Below are 24,698 nucleotides of genomic sequence, written 5' to 3'. Positions count from 1 at the left end.
TCCCGGACCGACCTCGGGCGCGAAGAATTGGCCAACAGGGTGCGCGGGGGCGCACAAGCGGCGCCCATGTGCCGTGGCGCGCTTCGACTGTGGGGGCATGGTCCGGGGCCGAGGGGGTACACGCCCGTCCTCGCCGTCGCGTGGGTACCCGTGTGCCCGCACCCGGGAACGCTCGCCGTGCGGGACGCGCCGTAAGGGAGGAGATTTGATCCCTGGGGGCCCGGCACGCGACAGCGGCCCGCGCTCCTTCCGCGCCGCGCCCGTGCGAGGAGGTGGTCGGCGTGTCCGACGGGCATACGTCCCCGGCGCCGGCGAGTGCCCGCACCCGGGTGGGGCGGCCGCTGCTCTCCCTCGCCCTGGCGTCGATGATGGACGAGGTGCACGCCCACTCCGGAGCCGTGTATCTCATGGCCGCCGACGAACCCGTACTGGAGATGGCGGTGATGGCGGGCCTGCCGCGGGCGTTCGCGGCGCCCTGGGAGCGGGTGGGGCTGAGCGCGCCGATCCCGGTGGCGGAGGCGGTGCGGGAGCGGCGGCTGGTGTGGGTGGGCGGCGAGCACGAGATGGCGCGCCGCTATCCGCGGATCGCCGTGGTGCTGCCCTACCCCTTCGCGCTGGCCGCGGTGCCGGTGGCGACCTCGTCCAAGGTGTACGGCGCGGTCTTCGTGACCTGGCCCGGTTCGCACCCCCCGGAGCTGACCGACCGGGAGAGGGAACATCTGACGGCCGCCTGCGGGCGGCTCGCGGTGCGGCTGGAACGGGCGGTGGAGGACAGCTTGTCGCCGCACGCCGAACCCGATCTGCTGGCCTCGGCCCAGGTCGGCGGCGCGGCCGGGACGCTGGGCACGGTCGAGGCGGCGCGGATGGTGGCGCGGCTGCCGTACGGGCTGTGCTCGCTCGATCTGCACGGGCGGATCTCCTTCGCCAACGCCGCGGCGGCCGAGCTGATCGGCATCCCGGTCTCCCAGTTGCTGGGCTCGCAGCTGTGGGCGGCGGCGCCCTGGCTCAACGACCCGGTGTACGAGGACCGTTACCGGGCCGCGCTGCTCAGCCAGCACAGCACGTCGTTCGTGGCGCTGCGGCCGCCCGGGGACTGGTTGTCGTTCCGGCTGTACCCGAGCACCACCGGGCTGAGCGTCCGGGTCAGCCGGGCGCGGGCGGTGGCGGAGATGAGCCGGGCGGGTCCGCGGTCCGGGGACGCGCCGTCCCGGCTGGTCACGATCTCGCAGGTGCTGAGCCTGGCGGGGGCGCTGACCGAGGCGGTGGGCGTGCAGGACGTGGTGCAGCTGGTGGCGGACGAGGTCGTCCCGGCGGTGGGGAGCCAGGCGGTGGTGATGCTCGGTTCGCGGTCCGGACGGCTGCACGTGCTCGGGCACCGCGGGTATCCGGACGCGCAGGTCGTGGAGCGGTTCGACGGGCTGCCGCTGACCGAACCGACGCCGGGAACCCATGCGCTGAACACCGGGGTGCCGGCGTTCTTCGACTCCAGGGAAGAGCTGGAGCGTCTGTATCCGCTGCGGCACGCCAGCCCGGACGGGTTCGCGGCCTGGGCCTATCTGCCGTTGATCGCCTCCGGTCGCCCGGTGGGCACCTGTGTGCTGGCCTACGCGGAGCCGCATCCCTTCCCCACGGACGAGCGGGCGGTGCTCACGAGTCTGGGCGGACTGATCGCGCAGGCCCTGGAGCGGGCCGTCCTGTACGACGTGAAGCACCAGTTGGCGCACGGTCTCCAGGCGGCCCTCCTGCCGAACACCCTGCCGTCGCTGCCCGGCATCGACGCGGCGGCCCGCTATCTGCCGGCCACTCAGGGCATGGACATCGGCGGCGACTTCTACGACCTGGTGCCGGTCGCCGGGCTGGCGGCCGCCGTGATCGGGGACGTACAGGGCCACAACGTGACGGCGGCCGGGCTGATGGGGCAGATCCGGACGGCGGTACGGGCGTACACGACCGTCGGCCAGAGTCCGGAGGAGGTCATGCGCTCGACCAACCGGCTGCTGATCGACCTCGGTGCCGAGCTGTTCGCCAGCTGCCTGTATCTGCGGCTCGATCCGGAGCGGGGGCGGGCGGTCATGGCCCGGGCGGGGCATCCGCCGCCGCTGCTCCGGCGGCCGGACGGCCGGGTGCGGGTGCTGGACCTGGCCGGAGGCCCGCTGCTGGGCATCGACGGCTCGGCCGTCTACCCGACGACGGAGGTGGAACTCGCGCCCGGGTCCGTCCTCGTCCTCTACACGGACGGCCTGATCGAGTCTCCCGGCGTCGACATCGAGGACGCGCTCGCCGAGCTGGGACGGCAGCTCGCCGAGGCCGGTGACCGTCCGCTCGACGAACTGGCCGACGAGCTCGTCCGCCGCAGCGCTGCCGCGCGGGAGCGGATCGACGACGTGGCGCTGCTGTTGCTGCGGGCGGACGGCTGACACGGCGGTCCCCCACACACCGCCCGGCCTGCCGGAGAACGCGCCGGTCCGGCCCTCCCGCCGGAGGGCCGGACCGTTGCACCTCCCGGGCCGGAACCGCGGGGTGGCCGGGAGGTGGTCTTATGGCCTGCGTCGGCAGCGGAGGGCGTGGGGGGCCGCTGCCGACGCGGCCGGTTCACGGTGTGGTGCCGGACCCGAGCGGTCAGTTGTGCGACTGGCCCGCGGCGTCGCCCGTGGCATCGCCGGCGCCGTTTCCGGCCTCCTCGCCGCCGATCACGTCACCGCCGGCCTGGTCGCCGCCGACTTCCTGACCCGCGCCGGCCTCGTCACCGGGGCTCGCACTGGCGTCGCCACCGGCACCGGCCTGATCGCCCGCACCGGCCCCGGCGTCGCCACCGGCGCCCGCCTCGTCACCGGCACCGGCACCGGCACCGGCCTGGTCGCCCGCGCCGCCTGCCGCGTCACCCGCGCCGAGCGTGGCGCCGACCGCCTGGAGGGCGGTGGTGACCGGCTGGAAGAAGGTCTCGCCGCCGACCGTGCAGTCGCCGCTGCCACCGGAGGTCAGGCCGATCGCCGAGCCGTCCTGCGTGAACAGCGAGCCGCCGCTGTCACCGGGCTCGGCGCAGACGTCGGTCTGGATGAGGCCGGTGACGGTGCCCTCGGGGTAGTTCACGGTGGCGTCGAGTCCGAGGACCTGGCCGTCGGCGAGGCCCGTGGTGCTGCCCATCCGGAAGACCTGGAGGCCGACCTCGGCGTCCGCCGCCTGGCTGATCGCGACCGTCTGGCCGCCGCCGACGTTGACCTCACTCGGTGCCTGGGTCGCCGGGTCGTCGTACTTGACCAGGGCGAAGTCGCCGTCGCCGGGGAAGGTGGCCTGGTCGACGGTGGCGATCGGCTGGCCGTCCTGGGTGTCCGACCACTGCTCGGCCGCGACCCCGCAGTGACCGGCGGTCAGGAAGGCGGGGCTGCCGTCGCCCGCGGTGACGTTGAAGCCGAGCGAGCAGCGGGCGCCGCCGCCGAAGATGGCGTCACCGCCGGACACGAAGGTCTTGAAGGTGCCGGCCGACTTCTTCACGGTCGCCATGCCGGAGCCGAGGCTCTTCACGGTCGACTCGAGGGTGTTCCACCTGTCGCCGGTGACCGTGCTGTCGGCGGTCACCAGGATCTTGTTGGTGCGCGGGTCCACGGCCCAGGCGGTGCCCGGGATGGTGGCCTCTTCTTTCAGGGTCTTCGCCCCGGCCGCCAGTTCGGTGAGGCTGTTGTCGACCTCGCGGACCTTGGCGCCGGCCTTCTTCGCCTGGACGACGACGTTGCTGTCGCCGGATATGACGTTCACGACGAGCTGCCGGCTGTCGGCGTCGTAGTAGGAGCCGGCGAAGGCGTCACCCAGCGCCTTCTGGAGCTGCGAGGCGAGGTCCGAGGCGTCCGTCGCCTTCAGAGTCTTCGGCGCGATGGCCGCCGCGTCGTTCGACGAGCCGTCCTGGGACGCGTTGGCGTTGGGCAGCAGAATCGCGGCGGCGCCGAGCGCCACCACGGTGCCTGCCGCGAATGCGGCCTTGCGCTTCGGAATTCGCTTGTGACTCAAACTTCTCGACCTCCTGGGGGACCGGAGTCTGTAACCGCCGTACGGCAGTCGGTTGTTCGGGGCGCCTGGATGGCCATGGGTACGCACGGTGTGCGCGGGGCGTTCAATGCCGTTTCTTTACGCGCCGATTGCCACACCGATTCGGCCACCGGATGTGCCGGGCCGGCGGCGGGCGGGAACAATCCCCCATATGACGATGACGCCCGCCGAAGCCGACAAGATCCTCGCCGACAGCTTCGCCCCTTGGGTCCTCGACCTCGGCCTGACGGTCGAGACGCTCGGCGACGACCATGTGGTGCTGCGTCTGCCCTGGTCGCAGCGGTTGGCGCGGGAGGGCGGCGGGTTGTCGGGCCAGGCTCTGATGGCCGCCGCCGACACCGCCACCGTGATCGCCGTCTCGGCGGTCCGGGGCGCCTACGGACCGATGACGACGGTGCAGCAGTCCACGAGCTTCCAGCGGGCGGTGACCGGTTCGGATGTCCTGATCAGGGCGGTCGTCACCAAGCTGGGCCGCCGCATGGCGTTCGCCGACATCACGATGACCGACTCCGCGACGGGCGACCTCGCGGCCCGCGCGAGCACGGTCTACGCACTTCTGGGCTGACACGCTCAGCAATCGGTCGACAGCGGTCCGTTGCGAACACCGCCTCGAATCCCCCCTTCAGTGAATCTGCACATCGAATGCGCAACCAAGTCACCGCGAGCGGGAGTTCTGCACATGCGCGGATCCGCACCCATGCCATTGGCGAGGTGTGTCGCATTCGCCACGACGACAACAAGGGCCGCTTCACGCCGCCGTAACGCCACATGTGAAGAAGTCGGCACCAAGGCGTGCACACGCCTGCACGGATGGAGGCTTCTATGACTCAAGTGCCCTGGTGAGACCGCTGGTTAATTGGAAGGGCGGAGCCGCAGCGTGCTTTGATCCATCGCACCGCAGGGCCGTTGGGTTTCCCGGAAACGGGATCCGGCGCCATGCGATTGCGGCCGTCCCTGTCCCCAGAGGGGGCCGCTCCCCCCTTGTGAAATACCCATACGAAGGGAAGTTCCATCATGAACTCCACCCCCCAGGTTGAGACCGTCGAGATCTCGGACGCCGACCTCGACAACGTCTCCGGCGGCCTGCAGCTGAACGCCCTCGGCACCGTCACCGGCCTGGTGGACGGCGTTGCCCCGGTTTCCGGCCTGGTCAACACGGTCGTCGGCACGGTCGAGGGTGTCACCGGCCTGAACACCGCCCCGGTCACCGGCCTGGTCGCCGGTCTCTGATCACATTCTTCGTGATCTGATCACTGTCTTGTGGTCGACCCGTCCCGGAGCCGCAAACCGGCGGTTCCGGGACTCTTGGGTGTCGTAGTCCGGCCGGCTTTCGCGAGCCGGTCCTTTGTCATTGGCAGCATGCGTAGCAATTCGCACGCTTTCGCAGGTGAGGGAAGACCGTGCAGTTCCGCCAACAGGCCCTCGCCAAGCTCCAGTCACCGGAGGAGCTCGACCTTCCGGTGCGCTTCGCCCGCCCGCAGGGCTGGCTCGTGATGTCCGTGACGGTGGTCGTGATGGCCGCCGCGTCCGTGTGGGCGGTGACCGGCTCGGTGGCCTCCACGGTGAGCGCGCCCGCCATCCTCACGCACGGGCAGGGCAGTTACATCCTGCAGAGCCCGGTCGCGGGCCAGGTCACCCAGGTGATCGCCAAGGAGGGTCAGCAGTTGCCCGCCGACTCCCCGGTGCTGAAGGTCCGTACGTCGCAGGGCGACACCGTCGTCCGAACGGTGGCGGCCGGCCGGGTCACCGCCCTCGCGGCCACCATCGGTCAGATCATCTCGACCGGAGCGAACGTCGCCGCGGTGGAGAAGGTCGCCCACGCCTCCGATCCGTTGTACGCCACGGTGTACGTGCCCGCCGAGAACGCGGCCTCCATACCGGACGACGCGGCCGTGGACCTCACCGTCTCCTCGGTGCCCACCCAGGAGTACGGGGTGCTGCGCGGCCATGTGAAGTCGGTGGACCGCTCGGCCCAGTCGGCCCAGCAGATCGCCGCCTTCCTCGGGGACAGCCAGCTCGGTGAGCAGTTCACCAAGGACGGCCGTCCCGTCGCGGTCCTGGTGAAGCTGGACAAGTCGAGGGGCACGAAGAGCGGTTACCGGTGGTCGTCCGCGGACGGTCCTCCCTTCGCCCTCACCTCCATGACCGTGGCCTCGGGTTCGATCCGGCTGGCCGATCAGCGCCCCGTCGATTGGCTGCTGCCGTGAGCACCGCACAGGACACCCGCGGCAGGCGCCGCTCCGCCCCGCCCAAACGGCCGGTCCCCACGGGGAAGGCGAAGACGGTCCGCACGCCCACCGTCCTCCAGATGGAGGCCGTGGAGTGCGGCGCCGCGTCCCTCGCGATGGTCCTCGGCCACTACGGCAAGCACGTCCCGCTGGAGGAGCTGCGCATCGCCTGCGGTGTCTCCCGGGACGGCTCGCGCGCCAGCAACCTCCTCAAGGCAGCCCGCAGTTACGGCCTGACGGCCAAGGGCATGCAGATGGACACGGCCGCGCTCGCCGAGGTGAAGACGCCGGCCGTGCTGTTCTGGGAGTTCAACCACTACGTCGTGTACGACGGCATGGGCCGCCGCTTCGGCCGCCGCGGGGTCTACATCAACGACCCCGGCAAGGGCCGCCGTTTCGTCCCCATGGAGGACTTCGACGGCAGCTTCACCGGTGTCGTCCTGGTGATGGAGCCCGGCGAGGGCTTCACCCGGGGCGGCCGCAAGCCGGGTGTCCTCGGTGCGATGCCGGCCCGGCTGCGCGGCACCGCGGGCACCATGCCGGCGGCTGTCCTCGCGAGCCTGCTGCTGGTGCTGGTCGGCGCGGCCACTCCCGCGCTGAGCCGCACCTACATCGACATGTTCCTGATCGGCGGGCAGACCTCGCTGCTCGGCGTGCTGTTCGCGTCGATGGGGGCCTGCGTGGCCCTCACCCTCGCCCTGACCTGGCTCCAGCAGGCGAACCTGCTGCACGGCCGCATCATCTCCTCGACGCTCTCCAGCGCCCGCTTCCTGCGCCACCTGCTGCGTCTGCCGGTGACGTTCTTCTCCCAGCGCAGCCCGGCCGACCTGGTCCAGCGCCTCCAGTCCAACGACCAGGTGGCCGAGACCCTGGCCCGCGACCTCGCGGCGGCGGGCGTCGACGCGGTGGTCGTCGTCCTGTACGCGATCCTGCTCTACACCTACGACCCGCAGCTCACCTACGTCGGCATCGGTGTGGCCCTGCTCAACGTGGTGGCCATGCGGGTCGTCATCCGGCTGCGCTCCACCCGTACCGCGAAGCTGCGTGCCGACAGCGCCCGGCTCACCAACACGGCTTACACCGGCCTTCAGTTGATCGAGACGATGAAGGCGACCGGCGGCGAGGACGGCTACTTCCGCAAGTGGGCGGGCCAGCACGCCACCACGCTGGAGGAGCAGCAGCGGCTCGGGGTGCCGAGCGCCTGGCTGGGCGTGGTCGCGCCGATGCTGGCCACCTTCAACAGCGCGCTCATCCTGTGGATCGGCGGCATGCGGGCCATCGAGGGCGGCATCTCCGTCGGCCTGCTGGTCGCCTTCCAGGCCCTGGTCACCCGCTTCACCGCGCCGATCACCCGCCTCAACGGCGTGGCGGGCCGCATCCAGGACTTCGCGGCCGACGTGGCCCGCCTGAAGGACGTCGAGAACTTCAAGGCCGACCCCCTCTACGGCCGTCCCGGCGCCGGCGACTCGACCCGCCGCCTGCACGGCCATGTCGAGCTGCAGAACATCACCTTCGGTTACAACCCGCTCGACAAGCCGCTGCTCACCGGCTTCGACCTGACCGTGGGCCCGGGCCAGCAGGTGGCGCTGGTCGGTGGCTCGGGCAGCGGCAAGTCGACCGTGTCCCGGCTGATCTCGGGGCTCTACGCGCCCTGGGAGGGCGTGATCCGCATCGACGGACGGCGCCTGGACGACATCCCGCGCGGCGCGCTCGCCGCCTCGGTGTCCTTCGTGGACCAGGACGTCTTCCTCTTCGAGGGCTCGGTCCGCGACAACGTGGCGCTGTGGGACCCGTCGATCCCGGACGACGCCGTGGTGGACGCGCTGCGGGACGCGGCCCTGTACGACGTGGTCATGCGGCGGCCCGGCGGCATCCACAGCAGGGTCGAGCAGGACGGCCGCAACTTCTCCGGCGGTCAGCGTCAACGCCTGGAGATCGCGCGGGCGTTGGTGCGCCGGCCCAGCATCCTGGTCCTCGACGAGGTCACCAGCGCGCTGGACGCGGAGACCGAGCAGGTCGTCATGGACAACCTGCGCAAGCGCGGCTGCGCCTGTGTGGTGATCGCGCACCGGCTCAGCACCGTGCGCGACAGCGACGAGATCGTCGTGCTCCAGCACGGCACGATCGTGGAACGCGGGCGGCACGAGGAGCTGGTGGCGCGCGACGGCGCGTACGCGGCGCTGGTCAAGGAACGGTGAGATGACTACCGCATACGAAGGGGACGTGGTCCTCACCTCCCTCGGTCAGATGGGCACGCGCATCGACTGCGCGGGGTTCAACCGCATCGACCTCGAAGGGCCGCAGGTGCTGTGGCTGGTCGTGTCGGGCGCGGTGGACCTGTTCGCGGTGGACGCCGAACAGCAGGGCCACTGGCACCACCTCGGCCGCCTGGAGCCTGGCGCGCTGCTGCTCGGCCCGGTACCCGGCCCGCAACACACCTTGGTGGCACGGCCCTTGCGGGACTGCGTGATCCACCGCATCGGCCTGCGCGAACTGTACGAGCCCGCGCACACCCAGACCTGGTCGTACGACGAGTACGGCAACCCCCAGTACGTGCCGCCGACGACCAGCCCGCTGGAGTACGCCCTGGCCCTCGGTGTGGGCCGGAGTCTGTCGATCCTCTTCCAGGCGCCGATGGCCGACGAGCGGGCCGCCGCCCCGACCGATGACGACGTCTTCTGGATGCAGGTGCCGCCGGGCAGCGTGCAGTACGGCTCGCTCTACGGCGCCGAGGCGGCCGCCGACCTGCTGATGGACCCGGCGGTCTGGCAGTCCATGGTCGACCAGCAGTACCGGCTGCTCACCACGCTGGACCGCTGGATCGAGCAGTTGGAGCGCACCCACGAGACCCGGACGGCCGCCGGTATCAAGGCCGGTGAGGCGGTGCGCGCCCAGGCCGACCGGACCCTGCTGGCGTCCATCGGCAGGTCCAAGCAGCGCGCGACGGCGGCCGACGCGGACGCCAGCTACGCGGCGTGCAAGCTGGTCGCCGACGCGGCCGGGATCCCGCTCGCCGAGAACGCCCAGAGCGGCACCGAGAGCGACCGCCTCGACCCGGTCGAGCGCATCGCCCTCGCCTCCCGCGTCCGCATCAGGTCCGTACGCCTGGACGGCAGCTGGTGGCGCGACAACATCGGCCCGCTGGTGGGTCACCGGGCCCTGTCGGGCGCGCCGGTCGCGCTGCTGTGGCGGCGCGGCGGCTATGTGGCCGTCCATCCGGCGACGGGCCGTGAGACACCGATAGAGAAGGACAACGCGGAGGAGTTCGAACCGCGCGCGGTGATGTTCTACCGCCCGCTGCCCGACCGGAAGTTGAGCCCCCTCGGTCTGCTGCGGTTCAGCATGCGCGGCACCGGCGGCGATGTGACCAACCTGCTGCTCAGCGGTCTGGTCACGGTGGCGATCGGCGCGCTGGTGCCCATCGCGACCGGCAAGGTGCTCGGCGAGTTCGTGCCCAGGGCACAGACCGCTCTGATCGTGCAGGTGTGTCTGGCCGTGATGGTCAGCGGTGTGGTGACGGCGGCCTTCATGCTGCTCCAGAACCTCACGATGCTGCGCCTGGAGGGCCGTATCGAGGCGACCCTCCAGCCCGCGGTGTGGGACCGGCTGCTGAGACTGCCGACGAAGTTCTTCACCGAGCGCTCGACCGGCGAACTCGCCAGCCAGGCCATGGGGATCAGCTCGATCCGCAGGATGATGGCGGGCATCGGCCCGACGCTCGCCCAGTCGGTGACCGTCGGCGCCATGAACCTGGGCCTGCTGTTCTGGTACAGCGTGCCGATGGCGATGGCGGCGATCGGCATGCTCGTCGTCATCGCGGCCGGGTTCCTCGGCCTCGGGCTGTGGCAGGTGCGCTGGCAGCGGCGGCTGGTCGTGCTGAGCAACAAGCTGAACAACCAGGCGTTCCAGACGCTGCGCGGTCTGCCCAAGCTGCGGGTGGCGGCGGCGGAGAACTACGCGTACGCGGCGTGGGCCTCGGAGTTCGCCCGCAGCCGCGAGCTCCAGCAGAAGGTCGGCCGGATCAAGAACCTCACCTCGGTGATGGGCTCGGTCTACCTCCCGCTGTGCACCCTGCTGATGTTCATGCTGCTCGCGGGTCCGGCGCGCGGCTCGATGTCGGCGGCGGAGTTCCTCACCTTCAACACCTCGGTGACGATGCTGCTGACCGCGGTCACCCAGCTCACCGGCGCCTTCGTCTCGGCGGTGGCCGCGCTCCCGCTGTTCGAGGAGATCAAGCCGGTCCTGGAGGCACAGCCGGAGGTGCGCACGGCGAGCACCCGGCCGGGACTCCTCACCGGGGCGATGGAGGCCCGCAGGCTCTCGTTCCGCTACTCCGACGACGGCCCCCTGATCCTGGACGACGTGTCCTTCGAGATCCGGCCGGGCGAGTTCGTGGCGATCGTCGGCCCGAGTGGCTGCGGCAAGTCGACCCTGCTCAGGCTGCTGATCGGCTTCGACCGGCCGGTCTCCGGGAGTGTCCTGTACGACGGCCAGGACCTGGCCGCCCTCGACCAGTCGGCGGTGCGCCGGCAGTGCGGTGTCGTCCTCCAGCACGCGCAGCCCTTCACGGGCTCCATCCTGGACGTCATCTGCGGCACCGAGCCCTACACGCCCGAGGAGGCGATGGCGGCGGCCGCGATGGCGGGGCTCGCGGAGGACATCCAGCGGATGCCGATGGGGCTGCACACCATCGTCTCGGGCAGCGGGGCGATCTCCGGCGGCCAGCGTCAACGGCTGATGATCGCCCAGGCGTTGATCCGCCGGCCGCGGATCCTCTTCTTCGACGAGGCGACCAGCGCCCTGGACAACGACACCCAGCGCACGGTCATCGAGTCCACCAAGGCCCTCAACGCCACCCGGATCGTCATCGCCCACCGGCTGTCCACGGTGCTGGACGCCGACCGTGTGATCGTGATGGAGAACGGCAAGGTCGCCCAGCAGGGGCCGCCCGCGCAGCTTCTCGCGGACACGGGCGGGCGGCTGCACGAGCTGGTGCGGCGGCAGATGGCGTGAGGGGTCAGTCCATGCCGGGGACCGGCGCCCCCGAGGGCACTCCCGCGTCGACGTACGCCTGGTAGAGCTCCTTCCACTGGGGCCCGTCCCGGCGCTCGCCGCGGGCCCGTGCGTCGAGGCCGGTCAGGCACACCTCCCACCCGGCGCCGTTGCGGGCGGCGGTGTCGGCGGCGGTCAGGACGTTGGTGAGCGTGAAGCGCGTCCGCTTCCCGTCCAGCGGCTCCAGGTCGAAGTGCAGCTCGTCGCCGCCCCATTCGAAGGACAGATGCCGGGGTTCGTCGACGGCGAGGACCCGGCCCGTGGAGTCCTCCATGTGGGGGTCGCCGCTGAACTTGATGGTGCCCCCGGGACGCAGCTCGATCTCGGCGCGGGACGGGAACCAGTGGGCGAGTTCATCGGCGTCGGTCACGAGCTGCCAGACGCGGGCGACGGGGTGGTCGTAGGTGCGGCTGAAGCGGACGGCGGGGCGTCCGTCGTCCAGGGTCAGGTAGGTGCCGGTGAGGTCTGCGGCCATGGTGGATCAGTCCTTCGGGGCGGGCTTCTCTGAGGTGTCCGGCGCCGTCTCGTCGAGGCGGTCGCCGAGCGCGTCCAGGCTCGTGTTCCAGAGTGTGCGGTAGGGGGCCAGCCAGGCGTCCAGCTCGGCGATCGGGCCCGGGTCCAGGGCGTAGACGCGCCGCTGCGCGTCCTGCCGTACCCGGACCAGGCCCGCTTCCCTGAGCACCTTCAGATGCTTCGAGGTGCCCGGCTGGCTCAGTCCGCACGCCTCCACGATCTCCCCGACCGGCCGGGGCCGCTCCAGGAGCAGCGCGACGATGGCCCGCCGGTGCGGGTCGGCGAGGGCGGTCCAGAGCAGGGCGTCGGACATGAATCAAATATGCCTCGACAGTTATATGCTGGTCAAGACATACAGCCGGGGACCGTCCGGGCATCCACCCCTCTAGCGAAACGTTGCCGTTTCGCTCGGCGTGGTCTAGTCTCGACGCGTACGAAACCGTTTCGTTTATGAACCGGACGTGTCCGGCCGACTTTCCCTGGAGTTGTTCCCATGTCCCAGAACACACTGACCGAGAGCGGGCGGGAGGGTGCCGTCGCGGCACCGGCCGACGCCTCGGCCAAGCGGTGGTGGATCCTCGCCGTCATCGCACTCGCCCAGTTGATGGTGGTCCTCGACGCCACCATCGTGAACATCGCCCTCCCCTCGGCCCAGGCCGACCTCGGCTTCTCCGACGGCAACCGGCAGTGGATCGTCACGGCCTACGCGCTGGCGTTCGCCTCCCTGCTGCTGCTCGGCGGCCGGATCGCCGACCTCTTCGGCCGCAAGACGGCCTTCCTCGTCGGGGTCGTCGGCTTCGCGGCCGTCTCCGCGCTCGGCGGTGCCGCCACCAACTTCGAGATGCTGGTCACCGCCCGCGCTCTGCAGGGCGCCTTCGGCGCGCTCCTCGCACCGGCCGCGCTCTCCCTGCTCAACACGACGTTCACCGACGCCCGCGAGCGGGCCAGGGCGTTCAGTGTGTACGGCGCCATAGCCGGCGCCGGTGGCGCGGTGGGTCTGCTGCTCGGCGGCGTCCTGACCGACGCGCTCGACTGGCGCTGGACGCTCTACGTCAACGTCGTCATCGCCGTCGTCGCCTTCGCGGGCGGCTGGATACTGCTGCACAACCACCGTGACGCCGCGAGCTCCAAGCTGGACGTGCCCGGCACCCTGCTGGTCGCCGCCGGTCTCTTCTCCCTGGTGTACGGCTTCTCCAACGCCGAGACGCACGACTGGAGCTCCCCCGAGACCTGGGGCTTCCTGATCGCGGGCGGTCTGCTGCTGACCGCCTTCGCCTGGTGGCAGACCCGCGCCGCGCACCCGCTGCTGCCGCTGCGCATCCTGCTGGACCGCAACCGGGCGGCCTCCTTCCTGGCCGTGCTGATCTCCGGCAGCGGCATCTTCGGGGTCTTCCTCTTCCTCACCTACTACCTCCAGCTGAACCTGGGCTTCAGCCCGACCAAGACCGGTGCCGCCTTCCTGCCGATGGTCGCCGCGCTGATGGTCGCGGCCCAGGTCAGCACCACGATGCTGGTCCCGCGGATCGGACCGAAGGTGGTCATCCCGGCCGGCTTCGCGGTCGCCGCGGCCGGCATGGCCTGGCTGACCGGGATCGGCGTCGGCTCCAGCTACGTGTCCCATGTACTGCCGCAGCTGATCGTGACCGGCTTCGGCCTCGGCCTGGTCATGCCGCCGGCCATGCAGCTCGCCACCGGCGGGGTCGCGGCCGAGGACGCGGGAGTCGCCTCCGCCACCGTCAACGCCATGCAGCAGGTGGGTGGTTCGATCGGGACGGCGCTGCTGAACACGCTGGCCGCGAGCGCCGCCACGGACTACCTGGTCGGCAAGGACCCGACGAACAAGCTGGTCCAGGCCCACGCGACCATCGAGAGCTACACCACCGCCTTCTGGTGGTCGGCGGGCCTCTTCGCCGTCGGCGCGCTGATCGTCTTCCTGCTCTTCCAGCGCGGGGTGCCGGAGCAGGACGCGGACGCCGCACCCGTCATCCACATGTAGCAGCCGCCGCAGGAGCCGCCGGTACCGGAGGGCCGCCGTCCGCAGGGAGACGGCGGCCCTCCTCTCTGTCCACTGCCACCGCTGTCCGCAGCGCGTTCCCACGTACTGTCGACACGCGGTGGCCGAGAGTGACGCCCTGTCAGATCGCCTGACGTTGGAAGGGGTTCCTCGTGGGTACCCACAGAGCCATGCGGATAGGCGTGGTGGATGTGGGTTCGAACACGGTGCGACTGGTGGTGGCGGACGCCGAGGACGGGGTGCCATTGCCGGTGCACACCGCGAAGTGGCGGCTGAGACTCGCCGATCATGTGCGGCCGGGCGGCCCGGTGCCCGAGAAGGCCGTGGAACAGTTGGTGGAGGCGGTGGAAGGCGCGAGCCGGACCGCCGCGAGATGGGGCGCGGCAGGGCCGCTGGCCTTCGCGACCGCGGTGGTGCGCTCCGCGCCGAACCGCCAGGAGGTGCTGCGCACCGTGCGCACCCGGACCGGCATCGGGCTGTACACCCTGCCGGGCGAGGTGGAGGCGGAGCTCACGTTCCTGGGGGCCCGGCGCTGGATGGGCTGGCGTGCGGGGCCGCTCGCGCTGTTCGACATCGGTGGCGGATCGCTCGAAGTGGCCTTCGGACGCGGGCGGTTGCCTGACTACGTCGCCTCGCTGCCGCTGGGCGCGGGACGGCTCACCCACGAGTTCTTCGAGGGGGAGGACCCACCGCCCCCGGAGGCGATCCGGGCACTGCGCCGCAAGGTCCGCCACCAACTGCGGGACGTGGCGTCACGGATCCGCTGGGAGGGACCGCGCACCGCGGTGGCCACCTCACGCACCTTCGAGCAGTTGGGGCGGCTGTGCGGGACCCCGCCCGGGCGGCGCGGACCCTTCGTGGAACGCCGGATGCACCGCGCCGACCTGCGGGAGGCCGCCGAGCGCCTGGCCGCCCTCCCGGCCGCGCGGCGCGCCGAGCTGCCCGGCATCTCCGCCCCGCGCGCCGCACAGAGCCTGGCAGGTGCCGTGGTGGGGCACACGGCGATGAAAATCACCGGGATCAGAAGCGTCACCATCTGCCCCTGGGCGATCCGCGAGGGGGTTCTGCTGCGGCACATCGAGGACGGCCCCTCCTGGTGGGCCGAGATCGCCCGCCGCAACGAGGAGAGCGCCGTTCCCCCCGAGCCGGTGCCCCTGCGTATCGCGACCGCCACCACCTGAACGAGGAAGAAGGGAAGACGACCGTGCCGGAGAAGAAGCGGAACCCCGACACCGCCCTGGACGAGGTCCTGCACGAGGCCGAGGACGCCGAGAAGCGCGTCCGGGACTCCGACGAGGAGCGCGCACACACGGGCGAGGCCGGGGACGCGACCACCCCCAATCAGCACGCCCAGGAGGAATCCGCCGGAGAGTGACCCCTGCCCGGTCCCGGGCGGGCGGAGAGCGACCCTGGACCGGTCCCGGGCGGGCGGGGGGTGATCCGCCGACGCCCGGGTACTCGGGGCCCATGCCTCAGGACCCTCGAGAACCACAGCTGCCGCAGGCCCGGGGCCCGGTCTCCGCCGCAGTCCAGGAATATCTGCTCGGCGCCGGACCACTGCCGCCTGACGAGACCGTCGCCAGGGCGGACGTGTACGGCGACGACCTCCAGCTGGCCCTCTACATCTGCTACGAACTGCACTACCGCGGCTTCGCGGGCGTCTCCAGCGACCTTGAGTGGGACCCCGGCCTGCTGCGCACCAGGGCCGCCCTGGAACACCGCTTCCTCTCCGCCCTGCGCACGGACACCCCGGGCCACGACAGCGTCGAGGACGCGCTCGCCGGGCTCCTCGTGGAGCCGGTCGACGGCACGGGAGTCAGTCACTTCCTGAGCAAGGAGGGCGAGCTGTGGCACGTGCGCGAGTACGCGGCCCAGCGCTCGCTCTATCACCTCAAGGAGGCCGACCCGCACGCATGGGTGCTGCCGCGGCTGTGGGGCAGGGCAAAGGCGGGCATGGCCGCGGTGGAGTTCGACGAGTTCGGCGGCGGCCGCGCCGACCGCGTCCACGCCCTACTCTTCGCGAACCTGATGACGGACCTGGGCCTGGACACGACGTACGGGCACTACCTGGACGCGGCCTGCGCGGAGATGCTCGCGACGGTGAACCTCATGTCCCTGCTGGGCCTGCACCGCAGCCTGCGAGGAGCCCTCGTGGGCCATTTCGCGGCGGTGGAGATCACCTCCTCCCCCGGCTCCCGGCGACTGGCCGAGGCGATGCGCCACACCGGCGCGGGAGCGGCCGCCGAGCACTTCTACGACGAGCACGTCGAGGCCGACGCCGTCCATGAACAGGTCGTACGCCACGAGGTGATCGGCGGCCTGCTGGCCGAGGAACCGCACCTCGCCGCCGATGTCGCCTTCGGCATCGACGTCACCGGACATGTCGAGGACCGGCTCGCCGACCGCCTGCTGCGCGACTGGGCGCAGGGACGCTCGTCCCTCCGCACTCCCCTGCCTTCCGAAATCCACCATATTTCCTGAATGTCGGGGTACTGGAGCAAGGTGAGATCACTGAACCCCCCACTGGTCCTCCCCGGCGTCTACGGCCCTCAGGAGGACACCGCGCTGCTGGCCGGAGCCCTGTCCGAAGAACCGCTGCCGCCCGGCGCGGACGTCCTGGACGTGGGCACCGGGACGGGTGCGCTCGCTCTCCAGGCGGCACACCGGGGCAGCCGGGTGACCGCGGTCGACGTGTCGTGGCGCGCGGTGTGCACGGCCCGGGCGAACGCCTGGCTGACCGGTGCGTCCATCCGCGTCCGTCGCGGAAACCTCTTCCACCCCGTGCGGGGTCAGTCGTTCGACCTCATTCTGAGCAATCCGCCGTATGTGCCGGCGCCGACGGGCGTCCGGCCGCCCCGCGGAAAGGCCCGGGCCTGGGACGCGGGCCACGACGGGCGTTTCGTGCTGGACCGCGTCTGCCGGGAGGCTCCCGCCCTGCTGCGTCCCGGCGGAGTGCTGCTGATCGTGCACTCCGAACTGAGCGACTCCGGACGGACGGTGGGGCATCTGCGCGAGGCCGGCCTCAAAGCCGCCGTGACCCGCCGTCACCGCATCGCGTTCGGGCCGGTGCTGCGCACGCGGAAGGACTGGCTGCGGGAGCGCGGTCTGCTCTCCGCCGCCGACGAGAAGGAAGAGCTGGTGGTCGTCCGTGCCGAACTCCCCCTCTGACTCCGGCCAGCCGTGCCGCATCCGGGTCCAGCACCGCGGCCCGCTGCTCGTGGAGGGCCCTGTGGAAGTGGAGCTGGAGGACGGCTCCACGGTCGCCTCCGACCGCTTCCGGGTGGCCCTGTGCACCTGTCGGCGCAGTCGTCGCTACCCGTGGTGCGACACCAGCCACCGGGAACGGACCCGTTCATAGACCGCGCGCGACCGGGCTGCGGCGCCGCTTCCCACCGCAAGCAGTGACCGAAGGTCCGGCGGACGGCCCCACTCCGTCCGCCGGCCCTCGGTGCGGGATCACGGGGGTTCCGTGAGAGGGGCGGCACTCCCCAACTGCGGGCCCCTCGGGCAGATCACGGGCACCACGCGACCCCGGTCCCTCAGAACGCGAAGAGACTCCCGTAGGAGCTCTTCACGCACTCGTTGGCGAAGGTCCGTTCGTAGGAGACGCGCTGGCCCCGCCAGACGCCGTCGACCGTGACCACCACGGGGTGGTACTCCCTGGTGCACAGGGCGTCGGAACCGGCTCCGAGAGCGTCGAAGTCCCCTCCGGCCGCGCGCAGTTCGGCGCAGGCCGGAGCCGCGGCCGGATGGGTGCCCGAGGAGGTCGGGGCACAGGTCAGGGTCACGGCACGTTCCGGGGTGACGGTGGCGGCGCTCTCGCCGTGGCCGAGGGTGAGCACGAGGGCCGACGGAGCGTAGAGGCCCGAGGCGGCGGCCGGTTCGGCGAGAGCGGCTCCGGTCAGGGGTCCGCAGACGGCGGTGGCCGTGAGGCCGAGGGTCGCTGCCCAGCGCGCGGTGTTCCGCATTGTGTGCATCCTTCCGCTGGATTCGAGGGTGTGCCCTCCGACTCGGTCGGTGGCGGAGCGGCGACGGTGAGTCTGCCGACTCCTGGCTCCGACTTCACATCGACCCCACAGCTTTCAGTAACCTTGCGTGTTGAATCAGTGGCGTGAAGTCACATCATCCGAACAGCTGAGCCCTTTGACTGGGCGGTTCTTGATCGCCCGATCCGGCCGTATGGCCTGAACACCCCGCCTCGGCAATAGGCCTGAAACATTCCGCTTCAGCCGTCAGCGCACACCTTCACGACCCCTTGCGTTCATGGAGCGGCGGAGTAATCGTCATTACATGATTACCGACGAACAGCGAGAGAAGCTGCGCGGCTGGTTCACCGGCCGCTTGCCCGACGACCTCTTCGAGGCCCTGGTCGAGGTGGTGGTCGACCGCGAGGAGATCACCGTGATCGGCCGCATCCCCGGCCCTCGGCTCGCCGAGGGCGTCTCGGCCGCCGAGCGGGAGGCGGCCGTGCAGGGCCGGATCCAGGAGTTCCGGGAGCGCACCCGGGAGGACCGCGTCGAGGTCGCCCGCGAGGCCGAGCACAAGTTCCGCCGCAAGGTGTCCTGGGGCGTGGAGTGCGACGGCGACCGTGCCCTGTTCACGCATGTGGCCGCGCCCGTGATGACCCGGCTGCGCCAGCCCGAGCGCCAGGTCCTGGACACCCTGATCGCCGGCGGGGTCGCCCGCAGCCGCAGCGACGCGCTCGCCTGGTGCGTCCGGCTGGTCCAGCGGCACACCGACGACTGGCTCGCAGAGCTGCGGGAGTCCCTGGAGCACGTCCAGCGGGTGCGGGAGCGGGGTCCGGACTCCGAGGGGGTGGCCGATTCCTCCGCCGGTGACCCGGAAGACGGATAGGGCATACGGTTCCCCACGCTGCCGCGGGTCTGCGCCCGTCCGTCCTGGTGCACTGCGACCCCCTGGCGGCGCGGGGCACGGCGCGAGCAGCCACATCGGACCCGCACCCGCCCGACAACCGAACCAGGCACCCCCACAGGCGCCCGGGGAGTCGTCAGTGCCGTCGACTACGTTGCGGACATGACTCACTTCGTACTGGTGGCAGGAGCAAGGCTCGGGGCATCCGCGTGGGACGAGGTCGGGGCCGAGCTGCGCGCGGCCGGGCACCAGCCCCATCCGCTGACCTTGTCGGGCCTCGCCGAGAAGCGGGGTGTCCCGGTGGGCCGGCAGACCCATGTGCGGGACATCGTCGACGAGGTCGAGCGCCTGGACCTGCGCGAGGTGGTCCTGGTCGGGCACAGCTACGCGGGCGTACCCGTGGGCCAGGCGGCCGAGCGGATAGGTGACCGGCTCGCGCGGGTGGTGTTCGTGGACTCCAGCGTGCCCGTGGACGGGGAGTCGTTCCTGTCGGGGTGGCCGAGCGACCACGTACGCGAGGAGATCGAGGAGCACGACGGCTATTGGCCGCCGGCGGGCGCGGACCACTACGCCGACCAGGGGCTGACGGACGAGCAGATCGCCCGGATCATCCAGTGCTCGTCCCCGCACCCGGGCGCGACGCTCACCGAGCCAGCGGTCCTCACCCGTCCGCTGGGCGAGCTTCCGGCGACCTACGTCAAGTGCCTGATCGACGACGAGGAACCGATGCCCGTCGTGGCCGAGCTGCTGAAGAGCGAGCAGTGGGAGCTGGTCGAGATGGACACCGGCCACTGGCCGATGTTCTCCCAGCCGGTCGAACTGGCCCGGATCCTCGCCGAAGTCGGCGCGGCCTCCTGAGCCGAGGCGAGCGCCGCCTCCTGACCTGCGCCTGCTCCCGGATATCGTCGGCGCACCCGACGAGGAGAGGCGGTTCGGACGGATGGCCAAGCACTGGGCGGACTTCCAGTACGAGATCTATCTGAGCGGGATGTCGGGCGCGGTGCCCCGGCTGCCCACCGACCTGACCCGGCTGGAGGAGCTCACGGAGCAGCGGCTCGGCCCCGGGCCGGTGGGCTATGTGGCGGGCAGTGCGGGGGACGGCAGTACGGCGCGGGCGAACCGGGCGGCGCTGGAGCGGCGCCGGATCGTCCCACGCATGCTGCGGGACGTCCACGAACGCGACCTGTCGGTGGAGGTGCTGGGCCGCCCGCTGCCCGCCCCGCTGGCCCTCGCGCCGGTCGGCGTCCTGTCGATCATGCATCCCGACGCGGAGCCGGCGGCGGCCCGGGCGGCCGCGGCGCAGGGCGTGCCGTACATCCTGTCGTCCGCCTCCAGTACACCGATGGAACAGGTCGCCGAGGCGATGGGAGACGCCGAACGCTGGTTCCAGCTGTACTGGCCGAAGGACCCGCAGGTGGCCCTGAGCTTCCTGAACCGGGCGAAGACGGCCGGGTTCACGGCCCTGGTGGTCACCCTGGACACCCCGTTGCTGTCCTGGCGGCCCCGCGATCTCGACCAGGCGTACCTGCCGTTCCTACGGGGCGTGGGCACCGCCAACTACTTCTCCGACCCGGCCTTCCAGGCGGGTCTGGCCAAGCCCGTGCACGAGGATCCCGACGCGGCCGTGCTGCACTTCGTCGGCATGTTCGCGGACCCCGGCAAGACCTGGCCCGACCTCGGGCTGCTCAGGGAGAACTGGGAAGGGCCGATCGTCCTCAAGGGCGTCCTGCACCCGGACGACGCCCGCCTCGCCGCCGACGCCGGGATGGACGGGGTCGTGGACTCCAACCACGGCGGTCGGCAGGTCGCCGGGGCCGTCGCGGCGGCCGACGCGCTGCCGCGGGTGGTGGAGGCGGTCGGCGACCGGCTGACCGTGCTCTTCGACAGCGGTGTCCGCACCGGCGACGACGTCTTCAAGGCCCTCGCGCTCGGCGCCCGCGCGGTGCTCCTCGGACGGCCCTACGTATACGGCCTCGGACTTGACGGGCAGGCGGGCGTCGAGCACGTGATCCGCTCTCTGCTCGCGGAGTTGGACCTCACGCTCGCCCTCTCGGGTCACGCGAGCCCGGCCACGGTCGGACCCGACGACCTCGTGGAGGGCCACGCCTGAGAGGAGGACCCCGCCCGAGGAGAGGGCCCGCCCGAGGAGAGCCCTCCGAGGAAGGGAGGCCTCCGTCAAGAGGCCTCCCCGCCCTCGGCGGACCTGGGACGGAACCGACCCTAGACCGGGTCCGTGAGCTGCGCGGGCCGGGCCTGCGGGGCCTCGGTCCCGGTGACCGACAGCGAGCCGGGGTTGGCGCCGGAGGCCGCGTCGGTCAGCCACCGCTGCTGGTCCGAGCGGTCGCGGACCTTGACCACGACATCGGCGCCCGGGTCCGCGCCGGTGGAGGCGAGGGCGAGTCGCTCGTCCCAGCGGGGCAGTAACTCCCCCTGCACCGTGAGGTCGTAGCGCACGTCGCCGGCCCGCTTCGCCTTGGCGTCGGCGCACGTGCCGAGGATGACCACGCCCGCGTCCGCGTGCGAGTCGAGGCACAGCTCGGGATCCGCCTCGCTGCGCAGCAGACCGTCCTCCTCGTACGACCACTGCTGGGTCCGCTCGGTCGAGCAGGCCGCGAGTTCGGTGCCCGCGCCCGCCTTCACCGCGCCCCGGATGTCGAGGCAGAGGTCGGCGGCGGCGTTGCGCAGCCGGGTCACCGCCGGTGCGGTGGGCAGCTGGGCGGTGCCCGGGGTTCCGGTGCCGGCGCCCGGGACCGTGCCGCTTCCACTGGCGCTGGTGGAGGCGGCCGGGTCGGCGCCGCCGTCGTGCGACCACAGGCCGGCGGCGAGCATGGCCGCGAGGAGACCGGCGGAGGTGAGGCCCACTCCGGTGAGCAGCGTCCGTGAGGACCGCAGGCCGCCGCTCTCCCCGGGAGCGCGGCGGCCGGGAGTCGGGATGCGGTCGAGGAGACGACGGCGTTCCGCGCCGTGCCGGCCGGCGCCTCGGCCGCGGGCCGGCGTCTGGGGCGTACGCCCGGCGCGCAGTTCGAGATAGCGGCGGGCACCCCAGCCCAGCACCGCCTCGGCGATCAGGATGCCCAAGCCGCCCTCGAAATGGCTCAGTTGTTCCGCGGCGGATCGGCAGTAGCGGCACTCCGCGAGATGCTGCTGGACATCCGGCAGCAGGGCTCCACCGCGGCGAATCGGAACATCGAGGAGGCGGTTGTAGAAGCGGCAATCCTTCGTGGGCGCGAGTTCCCGATGGGCATGTACACATCCTTCGCGGAATTTTTCACGCGCCTGTTCGAGCGCTGCCGACGCCGTGTCGGTATCCATGCCGAGGAGCGCGGCGGGCACGGCAATCGAGTCCGCCTCCACCTCGGTGTGCCACAGCAGGCAGCGGGCGAGTCCGGGAAGTGACTGGAATGACCGTTCGACGAGCTTGCGATTTTCGGGGGTCATGGACTTCGCGGCCCGCATACCGCGGCCGCCGTTCGGTTTCACCAGGTCCGGCAGAACAGCGGTCGTCCGGTCCTCGGCCGCCCACTCCTTGACCGTGTCCCGCACGGCCACGAGGGTTCTGGGGCGCAGCGCGAGGGCCGGTTCGCCGAGCGCGAGCCGGTCCAGGACCTGGTGAAAAGCGGCAGCGGCCACCATGGAGGCGGTCTCTGAGGGAGAGGCGAGGCAGATGACCGCGTAGTCGTGCGCCGGCTTCCAGTGGCGCGCCATGAGCAGCGCGACGGCCTGGGCCGCCTCACCGTCGGGGCGGCCCCTGAGCCGGGCGGCGAGATCCTCGTCGGATTCCCCGGAGGCGCCGCCGGGCGGAGGGTAAGGAGGGAGCGGTGGGTGGGGGGTTGGCACTGAGCGGGTTTCCTTCCCACAGACATGGGACTCACAGAAGTTCTCCTGCCGAAAAGGAGTGCCGAAGACGCATCCCTTTTGGGCGAGGGAGTGGGAAGCACGAATTCGCCGACGCCCCTCCGCCCCGGTTCCCCACGGGACGAATGCGACCCGGCCCTTGCCCCCCACACAGGTGGTTCACCTTTGCACAAGTCACTCACGGCCAACAAGGCACCTGGGCAACATCCACGTCAATTGAAAGATAGTCAGACAGCGTCGCAACTGCGTGCCTTCGCACCGGCTTTCGACATTTCATGCGCCCCGTGTGAAACCCGCGCACGCGCCGGAGCGCCACGCACGCTCCCCCCGCGCGGTGACCGGTAGTCCACTGGAAGCGGCCCTTCTCGGAGGCCCCGCGCGGGACGGCGGCTCTCCCGCGCGAAACCCCGGCCGCCGACCCCGTTCCTCCCGCCCTCGGTCGGCGGCCCCGGGGGCGAGGTGGTCGGCGTCCGGCCGGGGCACCCCGCTCCGGCCGCGGCTCGCTGCCCGTGCGGACGGGCGGACGGCCGGACGGCCCGACGGGGGGACGGGCGGCTCAGATCTGCCAGGAGCGCAGCCGGTCGGCCGCGCCGTACACGTCGGTCTTGCCGGAGATCAGGTCGCGGGCGAGGTCGACGAGGGCGCCGTAGGGCGGGTCGATGCCGACGCCACTGACGAACATGTAGGCCACGGCGGTGGCGCAGGCGAAGCGGGCGTTGGCCGACGGTAACGGCTTGAGCAGGGCCAGGGTGTGCAGCAGGGCGGCGGCGCGCCAGGCCGGGTCGGAGTCGACGCCGAGGCGGGGCGGGTCGACGCGGTGCCGGGCGACGGCGGCGACGAGGGCCGAGAAGTCGTTGATCGTGGGCTGGTCGGGCAGGACCTCTTCGTGCCGCTGGAGCAGCCAGGGCACGTCGATGTGAACCACGGAAGCCATCGGTCAGCCGACCCGCCCCGCACCCCTGGCGGCCGGTTCGTCCTCGGGGAAGGCGGCGGCGAACTCGTCGGCATGGGCGGAGAAGAACCGCCGGAACGCCTCCGCGCCTTCCTGCAGGGCCCGGTGCCGGGCGATGTCGGCCGCGGCGGCCTCCCGTACCAGGGCCTTCATCGACGTACCGCGCTCCTTGGCGATCTGCCGCAGGTCCTCTAGCTCGCGATCGCTGAACTCCACGTTGAGAGCTGGCATGCCTTCACGGTACCTCGCGGGTACTTACCCGTAAATACCCGCAGGTCAAGATGGTCTTTGCGCGGTACCGGAGGGTCCGAGCGCGGTGTCCGATTCCCGCCGGACAGGCACAGGGCGGGGGCCCACACTCGAAGGGGAGGAGGAAACGACATGACCGTCACCCCCGACCTGGCCACCGCCCGGGTCGCCGAGACCGACTGGGCCGCCCTCGGCGCCGAGTTGGACGTCCACGGCTGCGCGCCCACGGCACCGCTGCTGACGCCCGCCGAGTGCCGGGACCTGACGGCGCTGTACGAGAAACCGGAGCTGTTCCGGACCACGGTGGACATGGCACGCCACCGCTTCGGATCGGGCGAGTACCGCTACTTCACCCACGAGCTGCCCGCCCCGGTCGCCGCCCTGCGCGCCGCGCTCTACCCCCGTCTGCTGCCCGTCGCCCGCGACTGGGCGGCCCGTCTCGGACGCCCTGCCCCCTGGCCGGACTCCCTGGAGGAGTGGCTGGAGCGCTGTCATGCGGCCGGGCAGGACCGCTCGGCGCAGATCCTGCTGCGCTACGGCGAGGGCGACTGGAACGCGCTGCACCGGGACGTCTTCGGCGACCTCGTCTTCCCGCTCCAGGTGGTGGTGGGGCTGGACGAGTACGGCACCGACTACACCGGCGGCGAGTTCCTGATGGTCGAGCAGCGGCCCCGCGCCCAGTCCCGCGGCACGGCGACCGTGCTCCCCCGAGGCCGTGGCGTGGTCTTCACGACCCGTGAACGGCCGGTGCGTACGCAGCGCGGCTGGTCGGCCGGCGCGCTGCGGCACGGGGTGAGCGTCGTGCGCTCCGGCCGGCGGCACGCGCTCGGGATCGTGTTCCACGACGCGTCCTAGCCGCCCGCCGCCCCGGTGTGGCGTGGGTCACATTCCGGCCCGGGGATGTCACATTCCGGGGCCTCAA

General features: G+C 71.6%; 23 protein-coding genes. 16 read left to right on the top strand and 7 right to left on the bottom strand.

Features of this window, described 5'->3' with window-relative positions; genetic code table 11:
* Positions 1 to 272: 272 nt before the first annotated feature.
* Positions 273 to 2,417: a SpoIIE family protein phosphatase gene (locus H293_RS0107000; RefSeq protein WP_020117170.1), complete on the top strand. Its 2,145-nt coding sequence runs from the start codon at positions 273 to 275 to the stop codon at positions 2,415 to 2,417.
* A gap of 202 nt (positions 2,418 to 2,619) precedes the next feature.
* Here H293_RS0107000 and H293_RS0106995 read toward each other — a convergent pair whose 3' ends face one another.
* Complete coding sequence (locus tag H293_RS0106995) at positions 2,620 to 4,002, bottom strand: S1 family peptidase (protein ID WP_020117169.1); 1,383 nt, start codon at positions 4,000 to 4,002, stop codon at positions 2,620 to 2,622.
* A gap of 190 nt (positions 4,003 to 4,192) precedes the next feature.
* On the opposite strand from H293_RS0106995, the gene H293_RS0106990 reads away from it, so the two are divergent.
* The 5 genes from H293_RS0106990 to H293_RS0106970 all read left to right on the top strand — a co-directional run bounded on the left by H293_RS0106990 (position 4,193) and on the right by H293_RS0106970 (position 11,282).
* On the top strand, positions 4,193 to 4,606 hold the full coding sequence (locus H293_RS0106990) for a PaaI family thioesterase (protein WP_020117168.1): 414 nt from the start codon (positions 4,193 to 4,195) through the stop codon (positions 4,604 to 4,606).
* Positions 4,607 to 5,055: 449 nt separating this feature from the next.
* Positions 5,056 to 5,271, top strand: a complete 216-nt coding sequence (locus H293_RS0106985) for a hypothetical protein (protein ID WP_020117167.1) — start codon at positions 5,056 to 5,058, stop codon at positions 5,269 to 5,271.
* 170 nt (positions 5,272 to 5,441) lie between these two features.
* The gene (locus H293_RS0106980) at positions 5,442 to 6,248 is read left to right on the top strand and encodes an HlyD family efflux transporter periplasmic adaptor subunit (RefSeq protein WP_020117166.1); all 807 of its coding nucleotides are present in this window, start codon (positions 5,442 to 5,444) and stop codon (positions 6,246 to 6,248) included.
* A complete protein-coding gene (locus H293_RS0106975) occupies positions 6,245 to 8,467 on the top strand; it encodes an NHLP family bacteriocin export ABC transporter peptidase/permease/ATPase subunit (protein WP_020117165.1) in 2,223 nt (740 codons plus the stop codon). Before H293_RS0106980 ends, H293_RS0106975 begins: the two co-directional genes overlap by 4 nt.
* A 1-nt stretch (position 8,468) precedes the next feature.
* Positions 8,469 to 11,282 carry an NHLP bacteriocin export ABC transporter permease/ATPase subunit gene (locus H293_RS0106970; RefSeq protein ID WP_020117164.1) on the top strand — a complete coding sequence of 938 codons (2,814 nt, stop codon included), beginning with the start codon at positions 8,469 to 8,471 and terminating at the stop codon, positions 11,280 to 11,282.
* A 4-nt stretch (positions 11,283 to 11,286) separates the two neighbouring features.
* Here H293_RS0106970 and H293_RS0106965 read toward each other — a convergent pair whose 3' ends face one another.
* Positions 11,287 to 11,796 (bottom strand): SRPBCC family protein, encoded by a 510-nt coding sequence (locus H293_RS0106965; RefSeq protein ID WP_020117163.1) that lies wholly within the window; start codon positions 11,794 to 11,796, stop codon positions 11,287 to 11,289.
* A 6-nt stretch (positions 11,797 to 11,802) separates the two neighbouring features.
* Positions 11,803 to 12,147: an ArsR/SmtB family transcription factor gene (locus H293_RS0106960; protein ID WP_020117162.1), complete on the bottom strand. Its 345-nt coding sequence runs from the start codon at positions 12,145 to 12,147 to the stop codon at positions 11,803 to 11,805.
* Positions 12,148 to 12,327: 180 nt separating this feature from the next.
* Between H293_RS0106960 and H293_RS0106955 the strand changes: the two genes are divergently transcribed.
* The 6 genes from H293_RS0106955 (at position 12,328) to H293_RS0106930 (ending at position 17,206) form a co-directional block, all read left to right on the top strand.
* On the top strand, positions 12,328 to 13,830 hold the full coding sequence (locus H293_RS0106955; RefSeq protein WP_020117161.1) for an MFS transporter: 1,503 nt from the start codon (positions 12,328 to 12,330) through the stop codon (positions 13,828 to 13,830).
* Between the two features lie 188 nt (positions 13,831 to 14,018).
* On the top strand, positions 14,019 to 15,029 hold the full coding sequence (locus H293_RS0106950; RefSeq protein ID WP_028807622.1) for a Ppx/GppA family phosphatase: 1,011 nt from the start codon (positions 14,019 to 14,021) through the stop codon (positions 15,027 to 15,029).
* Positions 15,030 to 15,052: 23 nt separating this feature from the next.
* Positions 15,053 to 15,223, top strand: a complete 171-nt coding sequence (locus tag H293_RS59095) for a hypothetical protein (protein WP_020117159.1) — start codon at positions 15,053 to 15,055, stop codon at positions 15,221 to 15,223.
* Positions 15,224 to 15,315: 92 nt separating this feature from the next.
* Positions 15,316 to 16,329: an iron-containing redox enzyme family protein gene (locus H293_RS0106940; protein WP_020117158.1), complete on the top strand. Its 1,014-nt coding sequence runs from the start codon at positions 15,316 to 15,318 to the stop codon at positions 16,327 to 16,329.
* Positions 16,330 to 17,016: a HemK2/MTQ2 family protein methyltransferase gene (locus H293_RS0106935; RefSeq protein ID WP_020117157.1), complete on the top strand. Its 687-nt coding sequence runs from the start codon at positions 16,330 to 16,332 to the stop codon at positions 17,014 to 17,016. It begins immediately after the preceding gene.
* Positions 16,997 to 17,206 (top strand): CDGSH iron-sulfur domain-containing protein, encoded by a 210-nt coding sequence (locus tag H293_RS0106930; protein ID WP_020117156.1) that lies wholly within the window; start codon positions 16,997 to 16,999, stop codon positions 17,204 to 17,206. Before H293_RS0106935 ends, H293_RS0106930 begins: the two co-directional genes overlap by 20 nt.
* A gap of 181 nt (positions 17,207 to 17,387) precedes the next feature.
* Here the strand turns inward: H293_RS0106930 and H293_RS0106925 are convergent, their stop codons facing one another.
* Positions 17,388 to 17,816, bottom strand: a complete 429-nt coding sequence (locus tag H293_RS0106925) for a protease inhibitor (protein WP_020117155.1) — start codon at positions 17,814 to 17,816, stop codon at positions 17,388 to 17,390.
* A 322-nt stretch (positions 17,817 to 18,138) separates the two neighbouring features.
* Between H293_RS0106925 and H293_RS0106920 the strand changes: the two genes are divergently transcribed.
* From H293_RS0106920 to H293_RS0106910, 3 genes are all read left to right on the top strand, one after another.
* On the top strand, positions 18,139 to 18,702 hold the full coding sequence (locus H293_RS0106920) for a hypothetical protein (protein WP_020117154.1): 564 nt from the start codon (positions 18,139 to 18,141) through the stop codon (positions 18,700 to 18,702).
* 180 nt (positions 18,703 to 18,882) lie between these two features.
* Positions 18,883 to 19,578, top strand: a complete 696-nt coding sequence (locus tag H293_RS0106915) for an alpha/beta fold hydrolase (RefSeq protein ID WP_020117153.1) — start codon at positions 18,883 to 18,885, stop codon at positions 19,576 to 19,578.
* Between the two features lie 82 nt (positions 19,579 to 19,660).
* A complete protein-coding gene (locus H293_RS0106910; protein WP_020117152.1) occupies positions 19,661 to 20,830 on the top strand; it encodes a lactate 2-monooxygenase in 1,170 nt (389 codons plus the stop codon).
* A gap of 110 nt (positions 20,831 to 20,940) precedes the next feature.
* On the opposite strand, the gene H293_RS0106905 is transcribed toward H293_RS0106910, so the two are convergent.
* The 3 genes from H293_RS0106905 to H293_RS0106895 all read right to left on the bottom strand — a co-directional run bounded on the left by H293_RS0106905 (position 20,941) and on the right by H293_RS0106895 (position 23,758).
* Positions 20,941 to 22,557, bottom strand: a complete 1,617-nt coding sequence (locus tag H293_RS0106905) for an RICIN domain-containing protein (RefSeq protein WP_020117151.1) — start codon at positions 22,555 to 22,557, stop codon at positions 20,941 to 20,943.
* A gap of 574 nt (positions 22,558 to 23,131) precedes the next feature.
* On the bottom strand, positions 23,132 to 23,509 hold the full coding sequence (locus H293_RS0106900; RefSeq protein ID WP_007386606.1) for a hypothetical protein: 378 nt from the start codon (positions 23,507 to 23,509) through the stop codon (positions 23,132 to 23,134).
* A 3-nt stretch (positions 23,510 to 23,512) separates the two neighbouring features.
* Complete coding sequence (locus H293_RS0106895) at positions 23,513 to 23,758, bottom strand: hypothetical protein (RefSeq protein ID WP_020117150.1); 246 nt, start codon at positions 23,756 to 23,758, stop codon at positions 23,513 to 23,515.
* 150 nt (positions 23,759 to 23,908) lie between these two features.
* Here H293_RS0106895 and H293_RS0106890 point away from each other — a divergent pair, with 150 nt between their 5' ends.
* Entirely contained in the window at positions 23,909 to 24,631 is a 723-nt protein-coding gene (locus tag H293_RS0106890) for a 2OG-Fe(II) oxygenase (RefSeq protein WP_020117149.1), read from the top strand.
* The last annotated feature ends 67 nt before the right edge of the window (positions 24,632 to 24,698 follow it).

It is taken from the genome of Streptomyces canus 299MFChir4.1 (assembly GCF_000383615.1).
GTDB classification, from domain to species: Bacteria; Actinomycetota; Actinomycetes; order Streptomycetales; family Streptomycetaceae; genus Streptomyces; species Streptomyces canus_C.
This window is presented reverse-complemented; position numbering and strand designations above follow the sequence as displayed.